General features: G+C 37.5%; 18 protein-coding genes and 1 pseudogene. 12 read left to right on the forward strand and 7 right to left on the reverse strand.

Features of this window, described 5'->3' with window-relative positions; genetic code table 11:
• The first annotated feature begins 23 nt into the window (after nt 1-23).
• The 8 genes from proQ to odhB all read left to right on the forward strand — a co-directional run bounded on the left by proQ (nt 24) and on the right by odhB (nt 10,687).
• Nucleotides 24-662 carry an RNA chaperone ProQ gene (gene proQ, locus DV356_RS03615; RefSeq protein ID WP_038439689.1) on the forward strand — a complete coding sequence of 213 codons (639 nt, stop codon included), beginning with the start codon at nt 24-26 and terminating at the stop codon, nt 660-662.
• A 27-nt stretch (nt 663-689) separates the two neighbouring features.
• Entirely contained in the window at nt 690-2,771 is a 2,082-nt protein-coding gene (gene prc / locus DV356_RS03620; protein ID WP_192882154.1) for a carboxy terminal-processing peptidase, read from the forward strand.
• Between the two features lie 73 nt (nt 2,772-2,844).
• Nucleotides 2,845-4,314, forward strand: a complete 1,470-nt coding sequence (locus tag DV356_RS03625) for a L,D-transpeptidase family protein (protein WP_042601613.1) — start codon at nt 2,845-2,847, stop codon at nt 4,312-4,314.
• Between the two features lie 15 nt (nt 4,315-4,329).
• A complete protein-coding gene (gene mepK, locus DV356_RS03630) occupies nt 4,330-4,890 on the forward strand; it encodes a peptidoglycan L,D-endopeptidase MepK (RefSeq protein ID WP_005670386.1) in 561 nt (186 codons plus the stop codon).
• A 51-nt stretch (nt 4,891-4,941) separates the two neighbouring features.
• Nucleotides 4,942-5,697, forward strand: coding sequence for a TatD family hydrolase (locus DV356_RS03635; protein ID WP_005670387.1), 756 nt, complete (start codon nt 4,942-4,944; stop codon nt 5,695-5,697).
• Nucleotides 5,698-5,706: 9 nt separating this feature from the next.
• On the forward strand, nt 5,707-6,345 hold the full coding sequence (locus tag DV356_RS03640; RefSeq protein WP_042593941.1) for an MBL fold metallo-hydrolase: 639 nt from the start codon (nt 5,707-5,709) through the stop codon (nt 6,343-6,345).
• Between the two features lie 202 nt (nt 6,346-6,547).
• Nucleotides 6,548-9,355, forward strand: a complete 2,808-nt coding sequence (gene sucA / locus DV356_RS03645) for a 2-oxoglutarate dehydrogenase E1 component (protein WP_118806517.1) — start codon at nt 6,548-6,550, stop codon at nt 9,353-9,355.
• A gap of 102 nt (nt 9,356-9,457) precedes the next feature.
• Nucleotides 9,458-10,687: a 2-oxoglutarate dehydrogenase complex dihydrolipoyllysine-residue succinyltransferase gene (odhB, locus tag DV356_RS03650; RefSeq protein WP_118806518.1), complete on the forward strand. Its 1,230-nt coding sequence runs from the start codon at nt 9,458-9,460 to the stop codon at nt 10,685-10,687.
• Nucleotides 10,688-10,802: 115 nt separating this feature from the next.
• Here odhB and nrdB read toward each other — a convergent pair whose 3' ends face one another.
• The 6 genes from nrdB to DV356_RS03685 all read right to left on the reverse strand — a co-directional run bounded on the left by nrdB (nt 10,803) and on the right by DV356_RS03685 (nt 18,200).
• On the reverse strand, nt 10,803-11,933 hold the full coding sequence (gene nrdB, locus DV356_RS03655) for a class Ia ribonucleoside-diphosphate reductase subunit beta (RefSeq protein WP_005650087.1): 1,131 nt from the start codon (nt 11,931-11,933) through the stop codon (nt 10,803-10,805).
• Between the two features lie 420 nt (nt 11,934-12,353).
• Nucleotides 12,354-14,624, reverse strand: a complete 2,271-nt coding sequence (gene nrdA / locus DV356_RS03665) for a class 1a ribonucleoside-diphosphate reductase subunit alpha (protein WP_118806520.1) — start codon at nt 14,622-14,624, stop codon at nt 12,354-12,356.
• Nucleotides 14,625-14,878: 254 nt separating this feature from the next.
• Nucleotides 14,879-15,460 (reverse strand): division/outer membrane stress-associated lipid-binding lipoprotein, encoded by a 582-nt coding sequence (dolP, locus tag DV356_RS03670; protein ID WP_118806521.1) that lies wholly within the window; start codon nt 15,458-15,460, stop codon nt 14,879-14,881.
• A gap of 56 nt (nt 15,461-15,516) precedes the next feature.
• The gene (locus DV356_RS03675) at nt 15,517-16,101 is read right to left on the reverse strand and encodes a D-sedoheptulose-7-phosphate isomerase (protein ID WP_118806522.1); all 585 of its coding nucleotides are present in this window, start codon (nt 16,099-16,101) and stop codon (nt 15,517-15,519) included.
• A 12-nt stretch (nt 16,102-16,113) separates the two neighbouring features.
• A complete protein-coding gene (locus DV356_RS03680) occupies nt 16,114-16,473 on the reverse strand; it encodes a YraN family protein (RefSeq protein WP_005654204.1) in 360 nt (119 codons plus the stop codon).
• The gene (locus tag DV356_RS03685; protein ID WP_105877740.1) at nt 16,473-18,200 is read right to left on the reverse strand and encodes a penicillin-binding protein activator; all 1,728 of its coding nucleotides are present in this window, start codon (nt 18,198-18,200) and stop codon (nt 16,473-16,475) included. The genes DV356_RS03680 and DV356_RS03685 overlap by 1 nt, the downstream gene beginning before the upstream one ends.
• A 71-nt stretch (nt 18,201-18,271) precedes the next feature.
• Here DV356_RS03685 and rsmI point away from each other — a divergent pair, with 71 nt between their 5' ends.
• The 3 genes from rsmI to DV356_RS03700 all read left to right on the forward strand — a co-directional run bounded on the left by rsmI (nt 18,272) and on the right by DV356_RS03700 (nt 21,337).
• Nucleotides 18,272-19,123 (forward strand): 16S rRNA (cytidine(1402)-2'-O)-methyltransferase, encoded by an 852-nt coding sequence (gene rsmI, locus DV356_RS03690; RefSeq protein WP_118806523.1) that lies wholly within the window; start codon nt 18,272-18,274, stop codon nt 19,121-19,123.
• A 101-nt stretch (nt 19,124-19,224) separates the two neighbouring features.
• Nucleotides 19,225-20,673 (forward strand): metalloprotease TldD, encoded by a 1,449-nt coding sequence (gene tldD, locus DV356_RS03695; protein ID WP_038439703.1) that lies wholly within the window; start codon nt 19,225-19,227, stop codon nt 20,671-20,673.
• A gap of 112 nt (nt 20,674-20,785) precedes the next feature.
• Entirely contained in the window at nt 20,786-21,337 is a 552-nt protein-coding gene (locus DV356_RS03700; RefSeq protein WP_038439704.1) for an NlpC/P60 family protein, read from the forward strand.
• 81 nt (nt 21,338-21,418) lie between these two features.
• On the opposite strand, the pseudogene DV356_RS03705 reads toward DV356_RS03700, so the two are convergent.
• Nucleotides 21,419-21,751 (reverse strand): annotated as a pseudogene (locus DV356_RS03705) (transposase); the annotation flags it as partial.
• 134 nt (nt 21,752-21,885) lie between these two features.
• On the opposite strand from DV356_RS03705, the gene DV356_RS03710 reads away from it, so the two are divergent.
• A complete protein-coding gene (locus tag DV356_RS03710) occupies nt 21,886-22,167 on the forward strand; it encodes an Hpt domain-containing protein (RefSeq protein WP_042600832.1) in 282 nt (93 codons plus the stop codon).
• Nucleotides 22,168-22,181 lie beyond the last annotated feature (14 nt).

The raw sequence follows: 22,181 nt of genomic DNA on the forward strand, positions 1-22,181 counted from the left end.
TTAATAGCCTCAAGGATATAACTATGACTGACACACAATTATCATCTCAAGTTACAGATGTGCAAACGGAAGTGCAAAAATTAACCAATGCAAAAGCTATCATTGCTTATTTAGCAGAAAAATTTCCTCTTTGCTTTGTTTTAGAGGGCGAAGCAAAACCATTAAAAATAGGTTTATTTCAAGATTTAGCTGAAGCATTACAAGATGATGAGCGCGTAAGTAAAACCCAATTGCGTCAGGCTCTTCGTCAATATACATCAAATTGGCGTTATTTATATGGCTGTCGTGAAGGTGCAGTGCGTGTTGATTTACAGGGTAATCCTGCAGGTGTATTAGATGCAGAACACGTTGCTCACGCTGCACAGCAACTTGCTGAAGCGAAAGCACGCTTTGCGGAAAAACGTAAAGCAGAAGCTGCGGCTAAAAAAGCACAACAAAAACAGCGTCCGCGTAAACCTGCGAATAAAAACTTTAAAAAAGAGAGTAAAGTATCACTAAGTGCGGTTGATTTTTCACAAATTTCTGTTGGTTCTGTTGTGAAAGTTAAAGCTGGAGATAATGCTAAAAAAGCAACAGTGGTAGAAGTATTAAAAGATTCAGCACGTGTTGAACTTGAAAACGGTTTGATTATGAACGTTGCTGCAGATCGTTTATTTGCTTAATAAATGAAAATTGACTCGGAAATGGTTATGAAATTTAAAATGTCAAAAAATGTGATTTGTTATGCGTGGTTATCGGTATGTTTGAGCAGTGCAATTCCTGCATTTGCTGTACAACCTAAGTTAAAGCCAAGTGACATTAGTATTCCAGCGATAAGTGAAGAAAATCAGTTGGCAACTAAGCGTGCAACGACGAGATTAACTCAATCCCATTATCGTAAGATTAAATTAGATGATGATTTTTCCGAGAAAATTTTTGATCGTTATATTAAAAATTTAGATTTTAGCCACAATACTTTTTTGCAGTCTGATATAGACGAACTTCGTCAAAAATATGGTAATAAGTTAGATGATCAGTTAAATCAAGGCGATCTTTCTGCTGCGTTTGAGATTTATGATGTAATGATCAAACGTCGTTATGAACGTTATACTTATGCGTTATCTCTATTAGATAAAGAGCCTGATTTAAATGGTCAAGATCAAATTGAAATTGATCGTGAAAAAGCGGCTGCTCCACAAACTGAAGCTGATGCGAATAAACTTTGGAATGCTCGCGTAAAAAATGACATTATTAATCTTAAATTAAAAGATAAAAAATGGTCAGAAATCAAAGCAAAACTTACAAAACGCTATAATTTAGCCATTCGTCGTTTAACGCAAATAAAAGCAGACGATATTGTTCAAATTTATTTGAATGCTTTTGCGCGTGAAATTGATCCTCACACCAGTTATCTTTCCCCAAGAACAGCGAAAAGTTTTAATGAAAGTGTGAATCTTTCCTTGGAAGGCATTGGTGCTACTTTACAATCAGAAGATGATGAAACTAGCATAAAATCTCTTGTACCTGGTGCTCCAGCGGAACGTAGTAAAAAGCTGCATCCTGGGGATAAAATCATTGGCGTTGGGCAAGCAACAGGCGATATTGAAGATGTTGTTGGTTGGCGTTTAGAAGATTTGGTAGAAAAAATTAAAGGGAAAAAAGGCACTAAAGTTCGCTTGGAAATTGAGCCTGCTAAAGGGGGAAAATCACGTATTATTACTTTGGTGCGTGATAAAGTCCGTATTGAAGATCAAGCGGCTAAACTAACTTTTGAAAAAGTGTCAGGAAAAAACATTGCGGTAATAGAAATTCCAAGTTTTTATATTGGATTAACCGAAGATGTCAAAAAACTACTGGTTAAATTAGAAAATCAAAAAGCTGAGGCTCTAATTGTTGATTTACGTGAAAATGGCGGTGGTGCATTAACGGAAGCCGTAGCGTTAAGTGGTTTATTTATTGCTGATGGCCCTATTGTGCAGGTTCGCGATGCTTATCAGCGTATTCGTGTTCACGAAGATGATGATGCTACGCAACAATATAAGGGGTTATTATTTGTGATGATTAATCGTTACAGTGCTTCCGCATCAGAAATTTTTGCTGCAGCAATGCAAGATTATCGTCGAGGTATTATCATCGGGCAAAATACTTTTGGTAAAGGTACGGTGCAACAGAGTCGATCGTTAAATTTTATCTATGATTTAGATCAGAGTCCGTTGGGTGTTTTGCAATATACTATTCAAAAATTTTATCGAGTTAATGGTGGTTCAACCCAATTAAAAGGTGTTGCAGCCGATATTAATTTCCCCGAAATTATAGATGCGAAAGAATATGGGGAAGATAAAGAAGATAATGCGCTTGCTTGGGATAAAATCCCATCAGCGAGTTATATGGAAGTAGGAAATATCGATGATATTAATAATGCAGTAAATATTCTAAATGAAAAACATCTTGCTCGTATTGCTAAAGATCCTGAATTTGTTGCATTGAATGAAGAATTGAAAGTGAGAAATGAACGCCGAGATCGAAAATTTCTATCATTGAATTATAAAATGCGTAAAGCAGAGAATGATAAAGATGATGCAAGACGTTTAAAAGATTTGAACGAACGTTTTAAACGTGAGGGTAAGAAAGCATTGAAAGATATTGATGATTTGCCGAAAGATTACGAAGCACCAGATTTCTTCTTAAAAGAAGCTGAAAAAATGGCAGCTGATTTCGTTATCTTTAATTCAGATCAGAAAATTAATCAAGCAAACGGTCTATCCGAAGCAAAAACGGAAAGTAAAAAATAAATACTAAATGGTTTTGACCGCACTTTGTTTGAGAAACGCAACAAGTGCGGTGATTTTAATAAAGGTTTAGGAAATGGTAGTGTTTAAAAGCACCTTAAAGTTATCATTATTCGCCTTATCATTATCTATGATGATGTCGGGTTGTGTTTTAGTAGGTTTGAGCAAAAATGACCAATCTAAATCATTGTACGGCATTAATCTTTCCCATTTGTCACTCGCAGAAAGAAAAGAGCTTGAAGAAGCCATTTATGCGGATCAGCAACGTTTAACGGAAGAAAAACAAACATTGCTTAATATGACGCTAACACACGAAATAGGCGATCATAAGTTACAATTTAAGCCTTTACTCGCGCGTTTATATGCATCTCGTAAATATGCCCCGTTATGGACTGACAATGCGGCAGCTCGTCAATTGTTACGTGATTATGCGGCAATGGTGGCAAGCGGTATTTCAAAATCGTCGGCAACTTCACTAGAAACATTGGCATTGGTAGAACAACAAGGCGGATTGGTTTATGATGTGTTATTAAGTGATATTTTGTTAGATTACTTATATTACACACAAAATGTTCGTTCTCAAGCATCTAATTGGTTGTATTCATCTGCTCAGTATCAAGCACAACAGCCTGAAAATGATCATATTCAACGCTGGTTAAGTGCGGTGGAAAATAATCAACTTCTTGATTTCATACAAAGTTTAGCGGGAGAAAATCATTTATATCGCCAAACAGTTCAATCATTGCCGATGTTTATTCCGACTTCTAAAGAATCAAATATTGCTCAAAAATTGGCAATGAATGCACAGCGTTTACGCGTGATTCCTGATTTTCATAATGGAATTTTTGTGAATATTCCAAGCTATAAATTACAGTATTATCGTGATGGCGATTTAATTTTAGAATCTCGGGTAATTGTTGGCACAGATTCGCGCAGGACACCTGTAATGTATAGCAAATTAAGTAATGTGGTTGTAAATCCACCTTGGAATGCGCCAATTCGCTTAATTAATGAAGATTTATTGCCAAAAATGAAAGCCGATCCAAATTATATTACGGAGCATAATTATTCAATTTTAGATAATCAAGGCAATGTTGTTGATCCTGCTTCTATTGATTGGGAATCTATTGGTAATAAATTTCCTTATCGAGTTCGACAAGCGGCTGGCGATAGTGCGTTAGGTAATTATAAATTTAATATGCCAAGTTCTGATGCAATTTATTTACACGATACGCCAAATCGCGGATTGTTTAATCGTAAAAATCGAGCGTTAAGTTCTGGCTGTGTACGTATTGAAAAATCAGATCAATTGGCAAGTATTTTATTAAAAGAAGCAGGTTGGACAGAAACTCGAAAAAATACAGTATTAGCAAGTAAAAAAACCACTTCTGCGCCGATACGCTCGGATAATCCTGTTTTTTTATATTATGTTACTGCGTGGATTGAAAACGGAAATATTGTAAATTTACCTGATATTTATGGTTATGATCGTCAGATTAATCTTGCTGAGATTAATTGGGATCTCGTAAAAAAATATCTTCAATAAAATAAGGGAGCTATAATGAATTCTGTGGATCAGAATAAACGAAAATGGTTATCGCTGGGCGGTATTGCGTTAGGAATATCTATTTTACCAAATTCTGTATTAGCAATGGTTTCAACACCTAAACCTCGTATTTTAACTTTCCGCAACATTAATACGGGCGAAAGATTAAGTGGCGAGTTTTCTTTAGCAAAAGGTTTTTCGCCTGCGATGTTAAAAAAATTGGATTATTTAATGCGTGATAAAAGGACAAATCAAGTGCATAAAATGGATCCAAATTTATTCCAGAAATTTTATAATATCCAAACTAATTTAGGCTTACGCAATGCTGAAATTGAAGTAATTTGTGGTTATCGTTCAGCCGCTACTAATGCAATGCGTCGTCGCCAAAGTCGTGGCGTAGCGAAAAATAGTTATCACATTAAAGGAAAAGCCATTGATTTTCGTATTGCGGGTGTGCCTTTGATTAAAGTGAAATCTTCTGCGGAAAGTCTGCGAAATGGTGGCGTGGGTTATTATCCAACCAGTAATTTCATTCACGTAGATACAGGCCCTGTGAGAACTTGGAAAGGCGTGTAAAACAAATGTAAAATTAACCGCACTTTTGTGCGGTTTTTCATTGGAAAAGAAATGTTATTTGACAGCCATCTTCATTTAGACCAACTCTCTGACGAGAATATTCAGCAAACACTTGCTCATTCAAAGATTATAGGTATGCTTGCGGTGAGTACTAATCTCAACAGTGCTAAAAAACTGCTGAATTTAAAACAGACTTACCCAAAGAAACTTTATATTGCAGCTGGTTTTCATCCTGAACAGCAATTACCTAGTTTAGAAGAACAAAAAGAATTATTTCAATGGATTGATGAACATCATTCATCGATTTCTGGGATTGGCGAGGTGGGGTTGCCACATTATTCTAAACGAGAAAATCCGAATTTAGATTACGTGCCTTACATTGAATTACTTGAACGCTTTATTCTGATAGCGAAAAAATGGGATTTACCGTTAAATTTGCATATTGTACATAACGATGTAGAAATTGCCCTTGAATTATTGCAGAAACACAAAATTCAACGGGCTCATTTTCACTGGTTTAAGACAGATGAAAAATCTTTTCAGAAATTTTTCTCTACACCCTATTTTGCAAGCCTAACCCCTGATATTTTATGGAACCCTAAAACCCAATATGTCGCACAACATTTACCCCTAAATCGCTTGATGATTGAAACGGATAGCCCTTGGCAACATGAAGGATTTGAAAGTGCGGTAATTTCTGAGCAATTATTCGAAGTAGCGAAGAAAGTAGCTGAATTAAAATCTTTGCCATTACATTCTGTTCAAAAGCAAATCCTTTTGAATACTCAACAGTTTTATCGATTATAAGGATTAAAAATGAATATCGAAATTATCCCCGTTACCGCATTCCAACAAAATTGTTCTTTGATTTGGGATGATGAAAAAAATGCCGCAATTATTGACCCAGGTGGCGAAGCCGAACGCCTAATTCAACGCATTGAAGAACTGGATTTAAATCTCAAAGTGATTTTGATTACCCATGGTCATTTAGATCACGTTGGTGCTGCAATGCAATTAAAACAACATTTTGGCGTTGAAATTTGGGGTTCTCAAGAAGAAGATAAATTTTTATTTGAGAGTTTACCCGAACAAGCCCAACGTTTTGGCTTGCCAAATATTGACGCTTTTTTGCCTGATCGTTGGTTTAATCAAGAGGGCGAAATTTTAAAATTAGATGGCTTTAATTTCGAGATTTTACATTTACCAGGGCATACACCCGGGCATATTGGTTTCATTGAACATGAGAAAAAAGTGGCATTTACAGGCGATGTATTATTTCAAGGCGGAATTGGTCGTACCGATTTCCCTCGCGGGGATTATGAAACATTGATTTCTTCAATTCGAACAAAATTACTCCCATTAAATGACGATATTATTATTATCGCTGGACACGGATCTTACACAACCATTGGGCAAGAAAAGCGGAGCAATCCATTTTTAAATTCTAAATCCTAAATTTTAATACAAGTAAAAATAACCGCACTTTGTTTAAGAGATGAAGTGCGGTTTTTTATTGTTTGAAATCTAAAGAGTTTGAACTAGATCACAAATTTGTAACAATTTCTGATAAGAGGCTTATTTCCGTTGCAATCCTATGTATAATGCATAAAAAATGGAGCGAAAATATTGCTTCAAATATCATAATAAAGAGGTAATTATGCAGCAAAACAAGGCATTTGATAATTGGCTAGCCAGCACAGCATTAGGCGGTGCAAATCAATCTTATATAGAAGAACTTTATGAAAGCTATTTGAGTGATCCGAAGTCGGTGGAGGAAAGCTGGCGAAAAACCTTTGATTCTTTGCCAAAAACCACCGCACTTGAACAGCCCCATACTCCAGTGCGAGATTATTTTCGTCGTTTAGCGCGAGAAAACCATAATGAAGCGGTGACAGTGATAGATCCTGCAGCTGGTGCAAAATTGGTGAAAGTTCTACAATTTATCAATGCCTATCGTTTTCGAGGCCATTTAGAGGCTAATCTCGATCCCCTCAATTATTATCGTTGGAAAGTATCTTCTGTCCCTGAATTAGATTATCGCCATCACGGTTTTACTGAACAAGATCTCAACGAAACTTTCAATATAAATCATTACGTTTATAAACGCGATACCATTAAACTTGGCGAATTAGCTCAAATGTTGAAAGAAACATATTGTGGCTCAATTGGCTTGGAGTTTATGCACGTGCAGGATATGGAGCAGAAAATGTGGCTCCAGAGCAAGATGGAAAGCCTGTTAGATAAACCGCTTTTTACATCTGAAGAACGTGTCAATTTTCTTCGTGAACTGACAGCTGCAGACGGTTTAGAACGTTATCTTGGTGCGAAATTCCCTGGGGCGAAACGCTTTTCTTTAGAAGGAAGTGATGCGTTTATTCCATTGATGAAAGAAATTATTCGCCATTCTAGTCGTCAAGGGGTAAATGATGTGGTAATGGGGATGGCACACCGTGGGCGTTTGAATATGCTTGTGAATGTATTAGGTAAAAAGCCTGAAAATTTATTCGATGAATTTGCAGGTAAACATTCCAGCGAACGTACGGGGGATGTGAAATATCATCAAGGTTTTTCTTCTGATTTCGCCGTAGATGATAAGCGAGTTCACTTAACTTTGGCATTTAATCCGTCTCATTTGGAAATTGTAAGCCCTGTTGTGATTGGTTCTGTTCGATCTCGACAAACTCGTATGAATGATACAGAACATAGCAAAGTGCTTGCTATTACTGTTCACGGAGATTCAGCTGTGGCAGGACAGGGGGTTGTTCAAGAAACATTGAATATGTCAAATGCCCGTGGTTATAGTGTGAGCGGTACTATTCGCATCGTGATTAATAACCAAATTGGTTTTACGACATCTAATCCGAATGACACGCGTTCCACAGAGTATTGCACCGATATTGCAAAAATGATTCAAGCACCGATTATTCATGTTAATGGTGATGATCCTGAAGCGGTGGCATTTGCTGCGCGTATGGCGGTGGAATATCGTAATTTATTCAAACGAGATATTTTTATCGATTTAATTTCTTATCGCCGTCATGGTCATAATGAAGCTGATGAGCCATTAGCTACTCAGCCAATGATGTATAGCATCATCAAAAAACATCCTACCCCTCGTAAAGTTTATGCGGATCGCTTAGTTTCAGAAGGCGTGATGACTGAAGAACAAGTTACCGAGATGGCGAATGATTATCGCAATGCACTAGATAATGGCGATCGAGTCGTATCAGAATGGCGAGAAATGGATACGGCAAAAATGGATTGGTTGCAATATCTCAACTATGATTGGACTGCACCTTATGAAAGCAAATTTTCACCGGAACGTTTTTTAACGCTTGCTAAACGTGTATGTGAATATCCTGAAAGTTTACGTGCGCATCCTCGCGTAGAAAAAATCTATAATGATCGTAAAGCAATGTATCAAGGCGAAAAATTGCTCGACTGGGGCATGGCTGAAACCATGGCTTATGCAACCTTACTTGATGAAGGTGTTAATGTTCGTTTATCAGGCGAAGATGCGGGACGAGGTACTTTTTTCCATCGTCATGCCGTTGTGCATAATCAAAATGATGGTACGGGGTATGTACCATTAACACATTTACACGCCAATCAAGGTCGTTTTGAAGTATGGGATTCGGTACTTTCTGAAGAATCTGTTCTTGCTTTTGAATATGGCTACGCAATAACAGATCCAAAAACTTTAACCATTTGGGAAGCGCAATTTGGCGATTTTGCTAATGGTGCGCAAATTGTTATCGACCAATTTATTAGCTCTGGCGAACAAAAATGGGGCAGAATGTGTGGTTTAGTTATGTTATTGCCTCATGGCTATGAGGGACAAGGCCCTGAACATTCTTCCGCACGTCTTGAACGTTATTTGCAACTTTGCGCAGAACAAAATATGCAAGTTTGCGTGCCATCAACACCTGCACAGGTGTACCATATGTTGCGCCGCCAGTCTTTACGTAAAATGCGCCGTCCATTGATTGCCATTTCCCCAAAATCTTTACTACGTCATCCATTGGCAGTGTCCAGTTTAGACGAGTTGATTAATGGAACTTTCCAAACGGTAATCGGAGAAATTGATGAGCTTGATCCTAAAGATGTAAAACGTGTGGTAATGTGTTCAGGTAAAGTTTATTACGATTTACTTGAACAACGTCGTGCAAATAATCAGAAAGATGTGGCGATTATTCGTATTGAGCAGCTTTATCCATTCCCGCATGAGGATGTGAAGAAAGCGCTTGAGCCTTATGCACATGTCACGGATTATGTATGGTGCCAAGAAGAACCACTTAACCAAGGGGCTTGGTATTGCAGCAAACATAATTTTGAATCAGCAATTCCAGAATCCGTTAAACTCAAATATGCAGGGCGTCCAGCTTCTGCTTCGCCTGCTGTGGGTTATATGTCGCTTCACACTAAACAGCAAAAACAGTTAGTGGAAGATGCGTTGAGTTTTTAAAGTGCGGTTAATTTAATAAAGGTTTTTATCTTTGCTTTCCTCTGTAAATAGGGGAGCCAAGATAATTAAGATATAGTAAAAAAGAAGAAAAGGAAAAATAAAATGACAATCGAAATTCTTGTTCCAGACCTACCTGAATCAGTTGCAGATGCAACTGTTGCCACTTGGCATAAAAAACTGGGCGATACTGTGAAACGTGATGAGGTTATTGTGGAAATTGAAACGGATAAAGTCGTGCTAGAAGTTCCCGCACTTTCTGATGGTGTACTGGCTGAAGTTATTCAAGCTGAGGGCGAAACAGTGGTGAGTAAACAGTTGCTAGGCAAAATTTCTACGGCTCAAGAAGGAGATGTCAGTTCAGCGACGTTAAAAGCAACGAATGAACCCACACCTTCTGATCGTCAAAATGCAGCGATTGAAAATAGTCATAATCATAATGCGGATCAGAGCCCTGCAATTCGTCGTTTATTAGCAGAACATGATTTACAAGCAGATCAAATTCAAGGTTCGGGTGTGGGTGGTCGTTTAACACGTGAAGATATTGAACGTGAAATTGCAAAACGGCAAGCACAGCAAGTGAAACAAGAAGCTGCCACTGAGCAAAATACAATTAGTACGGTGGCTTATAGCGCACGTTCTGAAAAACGTGTGCCAATGACCCGTTTGCGTAAACGTATTGCTGAACGTTTACTTGAAGCCAAAAATAGTACAGCAATGCTTACTACTTTCAATGAAGTGGATATGCAGCCGATAATGACTCTGCGTAAAACCTACGGCGAAAAATTTGAAAAACAACATTCAGTACGTTTAGGATTTATGTCTTTTTATATTAAAGCGGTTGTGGAAGCATTAAAACGTTATCCTGAAGTGAATGCTTCTATTGATGGGGATGATGTTGTTTACCATAACTATTTTGATATTAGTATTGCAGTTTCAACACCACGTGGATTAGTCACACCAGTGCTTCGTGATTGCGATAAGCTCAGTATGGCAGAGATCGAAAAACAAATTAAAGCATTAGCTGAAAAAGGTCGTGATGGCAAATTAACAGTAGAAGATCTTACTGGCGGCAATTTTACCATTACAAATGGCGGCGTGTTTGGTTCTCTTATGTCCACCCCAATTATCAATCCACCACAAAGTGCAATTTTAGGAATGCATGCTATTAAAGAACGCCCAATTGCGCTTAATGGTCAAGTGGTGATTCGTCCGATGATGTATCTTGCCTTATCTTATGATCATCGCCTAATTGACGGCCGTGAATCTGTTGGTTTCTTGGTAACGATTAAAGAATTATTGGAAGATCCAACAAGATTGTTATTAGAAATCTAAGAAATAAAAGGCTTTCTGTGTTAGAAAGCCTTTTAAAATGAACAAAAAATTAACCGCACTTTAAATATTTAAAAAGAATATTCCAAAGTGCGGTTAGTTTTTTATGTGTTTTTAATTAGAGAGAAAAATCGTCAAAATCATTCGTATCAACTTTTGAGTCAATTTGACCGACAAGATAAGAGCTTACTTCTACTTCTTGTGGTGCAACCTGTACGTTATCTGACACTAACCAAGCGTTAATCCAAGGAATTGGATTTGAACGTGTTTGGAATGGTAGTGGCAATCCAACAGCTTGCATACGGATATTAGTAATATATTCTACGTATTGAACTAAAATATCTCTGTTGAGGCCGATCATAGAACCGTCTTTAAATAGATAATCAGCCCACGCTTTTTCTTGTTCTGCCGCTGCAACAAATAAATCATAGGCTTCTTGTTTACATTCTTCCGCAATTTCTGCCATTTCAGGATCGTCTTGACCTGCAGCCATAATATTTAAAATATGCTGTGTACCTGTTAAGTGCAATGCTTCATCACGTGCGATAAATTTAATAATTTTCGCATTCCCTTCCATTAAACGACGTTCTGCAAAAGCAAATGAACAAGCGAAAGAAACGTAGAAACGAATTGCTTCAAGTGCATTCACGCTCATTAGGCAAAGGTAAAGTTGTTTTTTCAAACTACGTAAAGTCACGACGCATTCTTTGCCATCTACGGTATAAGTGCCTTCGCCGTATAAGCCATAAAGTTGGCTATCACGGATTAAATCATCGTAATAAGAAGAAATATCTTGTGCGCGTTTGATGATTTCTTCGTTAGTTACGATGTCATCAAATACGATAGAGGGATCGTTCACAATATTACGAATAATATGTGTGTAAGAGCGAGAGTGGATGGTTTCAGAGAATGTCCAAGTTTCAATCCAAGTTTCTAATTCAGGAATCGACACTAAAGGCAATAATGCCACGTTCGGGCTACGACCTTGAATAGAATCCAATAAGGTTTGATATTTTAAGTTGCTGATGAAGATGTGTTTTTCGTGTTCAGGCAATGCTGCGTAGTCGATACGGTCTTGCGATACATCTACTTCTTCTGGACGCCAGAAGAAAGAAAGTTGTTTTTCAATGAGCTTCTCAAAAGTCTCATATTTTTGTTGATCGTAACGCGCAACGTTAACGTTTTGACCAAAGAACATTGGTTCTTTTAATTGGTCGTTTTTGTTTTGTGAGAAAGTGGTGTATGCCATTTTTGTTTGTCCTTTAATTTTATGAGTAAAGTGCGGTAAGTTTTTAAAACGTTTTTTCATACTGGCGCAAGCGTCTTCACTTGTGCTTTTGTCTATTTACTTAGCACAAACGTGGACGTTTGCGCTATTGGATCGGATTTTTTAGTGTAATTTTTCCATAAATTTTGGAGCTCCCAACCAATTTCATATTCAGTATCGTCTCTAACCACCTTGACTCCTTTTGAAATCTCTATGTATATAGAGGCCAACAAAGGCTCGTTTATATCTCGAGTGGGGGAATATAGTTCTAATTTAATATTTGGATGTTTATTTTGTAGTAATGATGATGCATAGAAAAGAAAATCCAATAAATATTCTTCAGAACATAGTTTTGTCATATTTGAGCCAAAATCTACCGTAATTAGCATATTCTACCTCTAGTTAAATCTTACAAGCCCCACCAGCACAGCCGTCATCAAGATCTTCTTGAACATCTTCGGCACCGTCGCGGGTGTTTTGATAGTAAAGGGTTTTTAAACCGTATTTGTAAGCGGTTAATAAATCTTTTAACAACACTTTCATTGGTACTTTACCGTCTTCAAAACGTTTTGGATCATAGTTTGTGTTTGCAGAGATCGCTTGATCCACGAATTTTTGCATAATACCGACTAAGTGTAGGTAGCCGTCGTTACTTGAAATATCCCAAAGTAATTCATAGTTATCCATTAAATTTTCATATTCAGGCACAACCTGTTTTAAGATACCATCTTTTGACGCTTTAATACTTACGTGACCACGCGGTGGCTCAATACCATTAGTTGCATTGGAAATCTGCGATGATGTTTCTGATGGCATTAAGGCAGTTAATGTTGAGTTACGTAAACCAAATTCTTGAATATCTTTACGTAAACTTTCCCAATCATAATGTAGAGGCTCTTGTGTTAAAGCATCTAAATCTTTCTTATAGGTATCAATCGGTAAAATGCCTTTTGCATAAGTGGTTTCATTGAAGTATTCACACGCACCTTGCTCTTTTGCTAAGTTCATAGAGGCTTTCAATAAATAATATTGAATGGCTTCAAAAGTGCGGTGAGTTAAATCGTTGGCTGAACCATCAGAATAGCGAACACCATTTTTCGCAAGGTAATAGGCATAGTTAATGACCCCAATACCGAGTGAACGGCGTGCAAGTGAGCTACGTTTTGCTGCCACAATAGGGTAATCTTGATAGTCTAATAAGGCATCAAGAGAACGAACCGCAAGATCCGCAAGTTCTTCTAATTCATCTAAGTTTTCAATTTTACCTAAGTTAAAGGCGGAAAGCGTACAAAGTGCAATTTCCCCATTTTCATCGTTAATGTGTTGAAGCGGTTTAGTTGGTAATGCAATTTCTAAGCACAAGTTAGATTGACGAACTGGTGCCACTTGCGGATCAAACGGAGAGTGGGTATTACAGTGATCCACGTTTTGAATGTAAATTCGACCCGTTGATGCCCGTTCTTGCATCAATAAAGAAAAGATTTCAACTGCTTTAACAGTACGCTTACGGATAGTTGGATCTTGTTCGTATTTTACGTAAAGTTCTTCAAATTTATCTTGATCCGCAAAGAATGCTTCATAAAGTCCTGGCACATCTGATGGGCTGAATAAAGTAATTTCGCTGCCTTTAATTAAGCGTTGATACATTAGTTTGTTTAATTGCACGCCATAATCCATATGACGAACGCGGTTGTCTTCCACACCACGGTTATTTTTTAATACGAGCAAGTTTTCTGCTTCTAAGTGCCAAATTGGGTAATAAAGTGTTGCTGCACCGCCACGAACGCCACCTTGTGAGCAAGATTTCACTGCAGTTTGGAAATATTTATAGAATGGAATACAACCTGTATGGAATGCTTCTCCGCCACGAATCTCACTACCTAATGCACGAATAGCCCCTGCATTAATACCAATCCCCGCACGTTGTGAAACATATTTTACAATAGCTGATGCCGTTGCATTGATTGAATCTAAACTGTCATCACATTCAATTAATACGCAAGAGCTGAATTGACGAGTTGGAGTACGCACACCCGCCATAATTGGCGTTGGTAAGGAAATTTTGAAAGTCGATGTTGCATCGTAGAAACGTTTTACATAATCCAAACGTGTTTCTTTTGGATATTTAGAGAATAGACTTGCGGAAACGAGCAAATATAAGAATTGTGCAGATTCGTAGATTTCTCCTGTCACACGGTTTTGTACCAAATATTTACCCTCTAATTGCTTCACGGCTGCATAAGAGAACGTCATATCACGCCAATGGTCGATGAATCCGTCCATTGTGTCCCATTCTTCACGGGTATAATCATCTAATAACGCTTGATCATATTTTCCCATACGTACTAGTTTTTTGACGTGATCGTATAAACGAGGGGGATCGAAATGACCATAGGCTTTTTTACGTAAATGGAAAATTGCTAAACGAGCAGCTAAATATTGATAATCTGGCGAATCTTTGCTGATTAAATCTGCGGCTGCTTTAATAATGGTTTCATGGATGTCTGAAGTGCGAATGCCTTCATAAAATTGAATATGTGAACGAAGTTCTACTTGGGAAACAGAAACATTGTCTAGTCCTTCAGCAGCCCACGTAATCACACGATGGATTTTATCAAGATTGATTTGTTCTTGCGTACCGTCACGCTTTGTAACCATTAAACTTTTATTCATTGTATTAGCCTTCTTGTTGTTATTTAAAACAGGATTTAAAACACAAGATATAGTGTTTTTATGAAAACGATGCACAAGATAATGTGTTTGAGAAAAGATCGCAAGTAATAAATTTTTTGTTTTAATTCTTGACAATAGATAACTTATTTAAAAATAAACGGTTTTTGTGAGAATAAAAATTAAAATTTTTTATTTATAAAAATAAGAAAAAGTGCGGTAAAAATTTGTTGAATTTTTCACCGCACTTTGAAAGATTAGTCTAGGTATTTGAATACTTTAATTACTTTTTTTACCCCGCTGATTTTGCTGGCAATGTCGGCTGCCACATTGGCTTGGGATTGTGTGACGTTACCCAGTAAAAATACTTCTCCATTTTCACTAATCACTTTGACATCGGTGGCTTTAACTCGACCATCAACGAACATCTTAGATTTGACTTGCGTTGTGATCCAACTATCTTTACTTATTTGTGCAAAGGAAATTTTAGGGCCTATAGTGAGTTGGTTATAAGTATCATTAACGCCTTCAACGCCACGTGTTAAGTCCGTTGCTGTTTCCTTGACGTTATCATTTGGTACTTGACCGATTAAAAGTACTCGACCATTGTAAGATACGGCATTTACACGGCCTTCAGCCTTAATTTGGGCATCTTTTTCTACAGCATTTTCTACTTTAAATTCTAGGGTTTCGTCATCAATTTGTGAGCCAGTGGTTCGAGGATCTGTAGCTACTTTAGCTGCGACAGCTCCTCCTCCAATAACTGCAGCGACACAGCCTTGTAAAAAAATGGTAGTCCCAAATACTATAGCGAGTTTTTTTAATGGGGATAATGTCATAATTAACTCCTTTTTAGATTAAATTACTATTAGTTTGAAAGTGATTTATTTTCCTGTCAAGCACTTGGGAATAAAGTCTGATCAACTAATTCACAAAGTGCATTAATCACAAAAAGATGGTTTTCTAAAATACGGCTTTCTTTGCTGGCTGGGATTGATATTTCTAAATCCTTGTCTGCTAAAATTCCTTGAATGGCATCATTGTTAGAGCCAGTCAGCGCAATAACATTAATTTCTTTGCTGACAGCGTGGGAAATCGTATTTAGCACGATTTTTTCTGTCCCCAAAGGTGCAAAAGCAATAAGTAAGTCGTCCGATTTTGCAACAGCATTAAATTGATGACAATACAATTCTTCAGGCGATTGTTCAAAAACAAGTGAAGAACCCACCGCACTTTCTAAGCTCAATAACACAGACGGGAAGCTCGGTCTAACTAAATCATATCGATTAAGTAAGTTTGAGACGAGAAACTGTGCATTAGCATAAGAACGCGAGACGCCACAGGCGATAACCTTATTACCGCCTAATAAACATTGCATTACCATTTGGGTGGCGTTGGTAATATTTTCAGAAAGCATACTTGATGCTGCAATTTGAATTTGAATACTTTCGCTATAAATATCTTTTACTTTTTGTAACATTATAAAAAGCCATTAATCGAGAAAATTAGGAATCCATTGAATATCTTGAGGTGTTTTGCCAAAAGCGATTAAATCAAAGCGGCAATTAGCATCTTCTAAGCTCATATTTTGTTTTGCAAGCCATAAATTTGCGGCATCTAACCATTTTTGTTGTTTTCGCCAATCTACGCTTTCTATAGCAGAACCATAGGCGGAATGACTTCGTTGGCGAACTTCAACAAAGACGATAGTTTCTTTGTCATTCATTATTAGATCAAGTTCACCACATTTGAAATTTTGATTAGCCGCAATAAATGTTAAGCCTTTTGATTCTAAAAAAAGGCGAGCTTGATGCTCAAAGCTCGCCCCTTGCTGACGTTTTAAAGAAAACATTAGTTTGCAACTGGTACAATTGCACCATCTTGATATTGATACCAAGTCATATCGCGTTCAACATTACAGTTGGTATCAGCACTTAAAATCCCTGTTAAGCCACTCAAGCGATAGCCTGGCACTTGGCGTAATTCATTAAATTGATTAATGAGCAACCACGCATCCGCACCCATTGCATATAAACGCATCAATTGATATTCGCCCCCCGTGGATTTTGCTAACTTCTGATATTGTGGAGAATTGGTATCTTTAAAAAATGGAATATCACTAAACTGTACACCGTTCATCTGTGCGATGAAGTCAGCATTAGTGTTTGTCGCACTTGCGCTTGCTCGAGAACTGGCATAAATCGCTAAATTAGGTACGATATTTGTTAAATAACCTTTCATTTCTGCCAGTTCAGTTGGACTTGCTACGGCATAAAGTGCGGTTGTATTTGAGTTATTTTCTTGAACGAAATAGGTTACATCCGCAGGCAAATTGTAGTAACGGATATTCGCATCAGTACCTGCTAATTGCTGCCAACGTACATTAAAGGCATTGCCTACGCGTTGTCCTAAATCATTTTGCGGCATTGCGACAAGTGGATTACGCACGCCATCGTTCCACATTTTATTGGCGGCAGATTCAGCTTCATCTTCTGGCGAAAGTCCGTAATAACAAAGTTGAGGAATCGCACGAGAATTTGGTGTGGCATTTAATGCAAGCACATCCATACCTTGAATTTGAGCAGGATCCGCTAAAATCACATCAAGATTTTGTTTTAGTAATGGGCCAACTAAGGTTTTAATTCCCGCTTGTTTTGCTTGCGCAATGATATCTTGGACAGAATTCATTGAGGTATCAAACACTTGCACTGGAATGGTTGAGTTACCTTTCGCGTCGTTGAAACCCGATTGAATGGTTGTGCCAAGAATTTGTCCGTCACCACTTAATGGCAAGAGTAAACCAATTTGTGAAATAGTGGTTTGTTGGAAATTAAGCAATGTAAGCAATTCTTTTGGGAACAACGTTGCGGCTGCATGATTTGGATAAGCATTTTTCCAACTTTGTAAGGCTTGGCTTAATTGTACAGGCTGACGAATATAATCGTTGTAGGCTTTGATTAATGTTAGCCAACCGCCTAAAGCTGCATTACCTTCATCAGAGGCATTATTAATAACGCCAGTATTCGCTGAACGCAATAAAGCCCAAGTTTTATCAATATTATCTTGACGACGTTGTACATCTGTTAAATTCTTATCCATTTCTATCCGCGCTTTTACCGCTTCAATCATGTCTTTACGGTTTTCGGCAACAATAGCTAAGGTTTCGTAATAACGAGATTTTTGTGACGGGCTTAGTTTATTTAAATCCAATGCACGTAATTGATTTTGTGCGACTTCATTTGCATTTTTTGCGGCAGAAATTCTCGCTTCAATTAATGCACGATCTAATTTTTGCGCATCATTTAATTCGCCTAATTCCCTCAATAACGCTGCCGATTGTTCAACCTTATTTTCACGGATTAACACGCGAGCTGCGAGCAATTTATAGGTTTGTTGATCTTCAAGTTCTTGTGTTTGCCCTAATTTGTTTATATAAAATTCAGAACTTGCATTTGCATCTTTTTGTAAGGTTTGCGTGAAATTGCTACCAAGTAGATTTGAACAGCCAGCTAAAGCCATTGACAATAAAATTGGCATTAAACGTTTTTTAAAACGTCCGCCTTGTAATAGAATAGACATCTTTGCTCCATCATAAACAGACAATAGTTGTAGCAAATCTTACTTATCTCATAACTTAAAAGCAAACAAAAATGACTGATTTAACCGGAATTTTATACATTGTTGCCACACCCATTGGCAATTTACAGGATATTACCCAGCGTGCTTTAGAGACTTTTGCTCAAGTGGATTTAATTGCAGCAGAAGATACTCGCCATAGTGGACTTTTATTGAGCCATTACGGCATTAAGAAGCCATTTTTTGCTTTGCACGATCATAACGAACAAGAAAAAGCGCATATTTTGGTGGAAAAGCTCAAGCAGGGGAGTAATATTGCCTTGATTTCTGATGCGGGGACGCCATTAATCAGTGACCCTGGTTTTCATTTAGTACGCCAATGCCGTGAAGCTGGTATTCGAGTTGTGCCTTTGCCAGGAGCTTGTGCGGCAATTACCGCTCTTTGTGCATCGGGGATTGCTTCTGATAGATTTTGTTTTGAGGGTTTTTTACCCGCGAAAAGTAAAGCGCGCAAAGATAAATTAGAAAATATCGCAGAAGAAGACCGCACTTTGATTTTTTATGAATCCACTCACCGTATTTTAGATACACTAGAAGATATGCAAGCGGTGCTAGGGGAAGAACGCTATATTGTGTTAGCCCGTGAAATGACTAAAACTTGGGAAACGATTACGGGGAATACGATTAAAAATTTACGCGAATGGCTTTTAGAAGATCCCAATCGTACAAAAGGCGAGATGGTTTTGATTGTGGAAAGCAAACCAAAGTCTGACAATAACGATGAAATTTCGCCACAAGCGGTAAAGGCACTTGAGTTAATTGCAGAAGAATTGCCACTTAAAAAAGCAGCAGCTATAGTTGCTGAGTTGTATAGTTATAAGAAGAATGCTTTGTATCAATTTGGATTAGCGCATTTGGAAAAATAACCTCAAAATCAACCGCACTTTATTAATCCGATTTTAATCTGTGCTGTTGTATTAAACGGATACAAGCACTCACAAGATATTTACTTTAGACTGGAAAAAATATGTTAAACCAAGTTTCAAATACATTACTCACACCAAGCAATCTTTCAACTCAAACATTACTCAATATTTTTGATGTTATGTCGCATCGCAATATTGATTATGCCGATCTGTATTTTCAACTTAGCCAAGATGAAAGTTGGGTATTAGAAGACGGCATTATAAAAGAAGGCGGTTTTCATATTGATCGTGGCGTTGGTGTGCGGGCAGTTTCTGGCGAGAAAACGGGGTTTGCTTATGCCGATCAAATTAATCTTGCTTCTTTGCAGCAATGTGCGGAGGCGGTAAAGGGGATCGCGCAAGTCAAACAGGGGAATTTGATTTCGCCATCCGCTTTTAATGTTGTAAATCCTATTGCTCGTTATGCGGCGATTAATCCTTTGGAAAGTTTGACTAAAGAGAAAAAAATTGAGCTATTACATTTGGTTGATCGTACAGCACGCGCAGAAGATCATCGTGTAACCAAGGTTTCAGCAAGCCTCAGTTCCGTTTATGAAGAAGTATTAATTATGGCGACAGATGGCACATTAGCCGCAGATATTCGTCCTTTAGTTCGCTTATCTATTTCTGTGTTAGTAGAGGAAAATAGAAAACGTGAACGAGGAAGTTGTGGTTCTGGTGGGCGTTTCAGTTTAGATTGGTTCTTTGAAGTGATTGATGGCGATATTAGAGCAGTACGATTTGCTAAAGAAGCGGTTCGTCAAGCCTTAGTAAACCTTAGTGCAGTTGCAGCACCTGCAGGATTAATGCCAGTTGTGTTAGGCGCAGGTTGGCCTGGTGTGCTGTTACACGAGGCTGTTGGGCATGGTTTAGAAGGCGATTTTAACCGTAAAGAAAGTTCACTTTTTACTGGTAAGATTGGCGAACAAGTAACTTCTCCATTATGTACAATTGTGGATGATGGCACGATTAAAAATCGTCGAGGTTCATTGACTATTGATGATGAAGGTGTACCAAGCCAGTGCAATGTACTCATCAAAGACGGGATTTTGCAAGGTTACATGCAAGATAAAATGAATGCCCGTTTGATGGGCGTTGCTCCAACAGGAAATGGACGACGTGAGTCTTACGCCCATTTACCAATGCCTAGAATGACTAACACCTATATGCTTGCTGGACAAAGTCAGTTTGATGATTTGATTGCTTCTGTAAAACAGGGGATTTATGCACCGCACTTTGGTGGAGGGCAAGTGGATATTACCTCTGGTAAATTTGTATTTTCCACTTCAGAAGCTTATTTAATTGAAAAAGGAAAAATCACGAAACCAGTTAAGGGTGCAACTTTAATTGGCAGTGGCATTGAAGTGATGCAAAAAATTTCTATGGTTGCAGATAAATCAGAGCTTGATTTAGGTATCGGGGTTTGTGGTAAAGAGGGACAAAGTGTACCTGTTGGCGTAGGACAGCCAGCACTAAAAATTGATGAAATTACTGTTGGTGGAACAAATTAAGTCATTGTGTAAAAGATCACAAAAATTCCATTAGAATTGGATTTTTACTGGCAATTTTATTCAAATTTTGATAGCCGCTGCGAAATTTTATTTCTTTTAATTATTTGAAATTATGTTGAAAAGAATTTTAGTTATTATTGGTTTAGCTGTATTAGCAACCGCTTGTTCTAATGTACCACGAACGGTAAGTCATCAGGTTATTTCAGAAAATGATGATATTCAATTAACTGGTTTAATTAATAATTTAGAAAAAGATAATCGAACAGGCATTTTTCACAAAGTGAGAACAAACCGTTCCTCTGCTTTGATGGGCGATAAGGCTCTAGCCAGTGTTTATAATGAATGGGTTGGCACTCGCTATCGTATGGGCGGTACGACTAAACGTGGTATTGATTGTTCAGCATTTATGCAAACTACTTTTTCTGAAGTTTTTGGTATTGAATTGCCTCGTTCTACGGCTGAACAGCGTCATTTAGGTAGAAAAATTAATAAATCAGAACTTAAAAAAGGCGATTTAGTTTTCTTCCGTAAAAATAATCACGTTGGTGTTTATATTGGTAATAACCAATTTATGCACGTAAGTACAGGGCAAGGCGTGACAATAAGTTCCCTTGATGAAAAATATTGGGCTAGAACCTACACTCAATCGCGTCGAATTATGTAATGAAAAAGAAAACCGAACATTAAGTTCGGTTTTTTGATCAGTTTATTGATAAATGATCTGCCCCCAAAAAGTTAGACTTATTTAGCTCAAGGACTGAGTTCTGTCATTCACAGGGCTCAGTCTTTAGCCTCTTCTGAATACGCTCATGGAGCTTTTTTTCCAGTTATTAAAACATCTAAAGAAGCTTTCCATTCTACCGTTATCTAAACAATTTCCCTTCCTTGACATACTTTGAATGCCATTCTCCCTGAGTATGTGTTGATAATCTATCATCTGATATTGCCAACCTTGGTCGGAATGTAAAATCGGTTTTGCTTCATCAAGCCTTGCTACGGCTTGTTTCATCATTTGGTTAATTTACTCAAAGTTCGGACTTAGCACTAAATTATAAGCCATAATTTCACTGTTAAATAAACCCCAAATTTATGTAAAAAGATTTGTGAAATTATAGAAATCGCCCAACATTTGCGAGAAAACTATTAGAATGGTATTTATGATTTTTTACCGTCAATGTTATGTAAAGCGAGCAGGAACATTAAGAAATTGGAATGGATGGCATATTACGTAAACTCATTTCAATTAAGGATTTACACCATTGTCTACAGCAATTTTTTGCAGATGAAAGCGAATCTATTATAGAAATGAATGATGATAATGAGCTTTCAGAACAGTTTGATTTAGCATTGATTGAAACGCATGGTAAATCCAAAATTTTAAAAAATTTATCTTTATTCAAACAAACCATGCCTAATTATCTTACTCAATTATCAAAAGATAATATGAAAGAAACAGAAAATACTGTTCATAAAATTAAAAGAGTAGCAGCATAGGTAGGGTTAAATCA

It is taken from the genome of Haemophilus influenzae, from assembly GCF_003494325.1.
Taxonomy (GTDB): domain Bacteria; phylum Pseudomonadota; class Gammaproteobacteria; order Enterobacterales; family Pasteurellaceae; genus Haemophilus; species Haemophilus influenzae_I.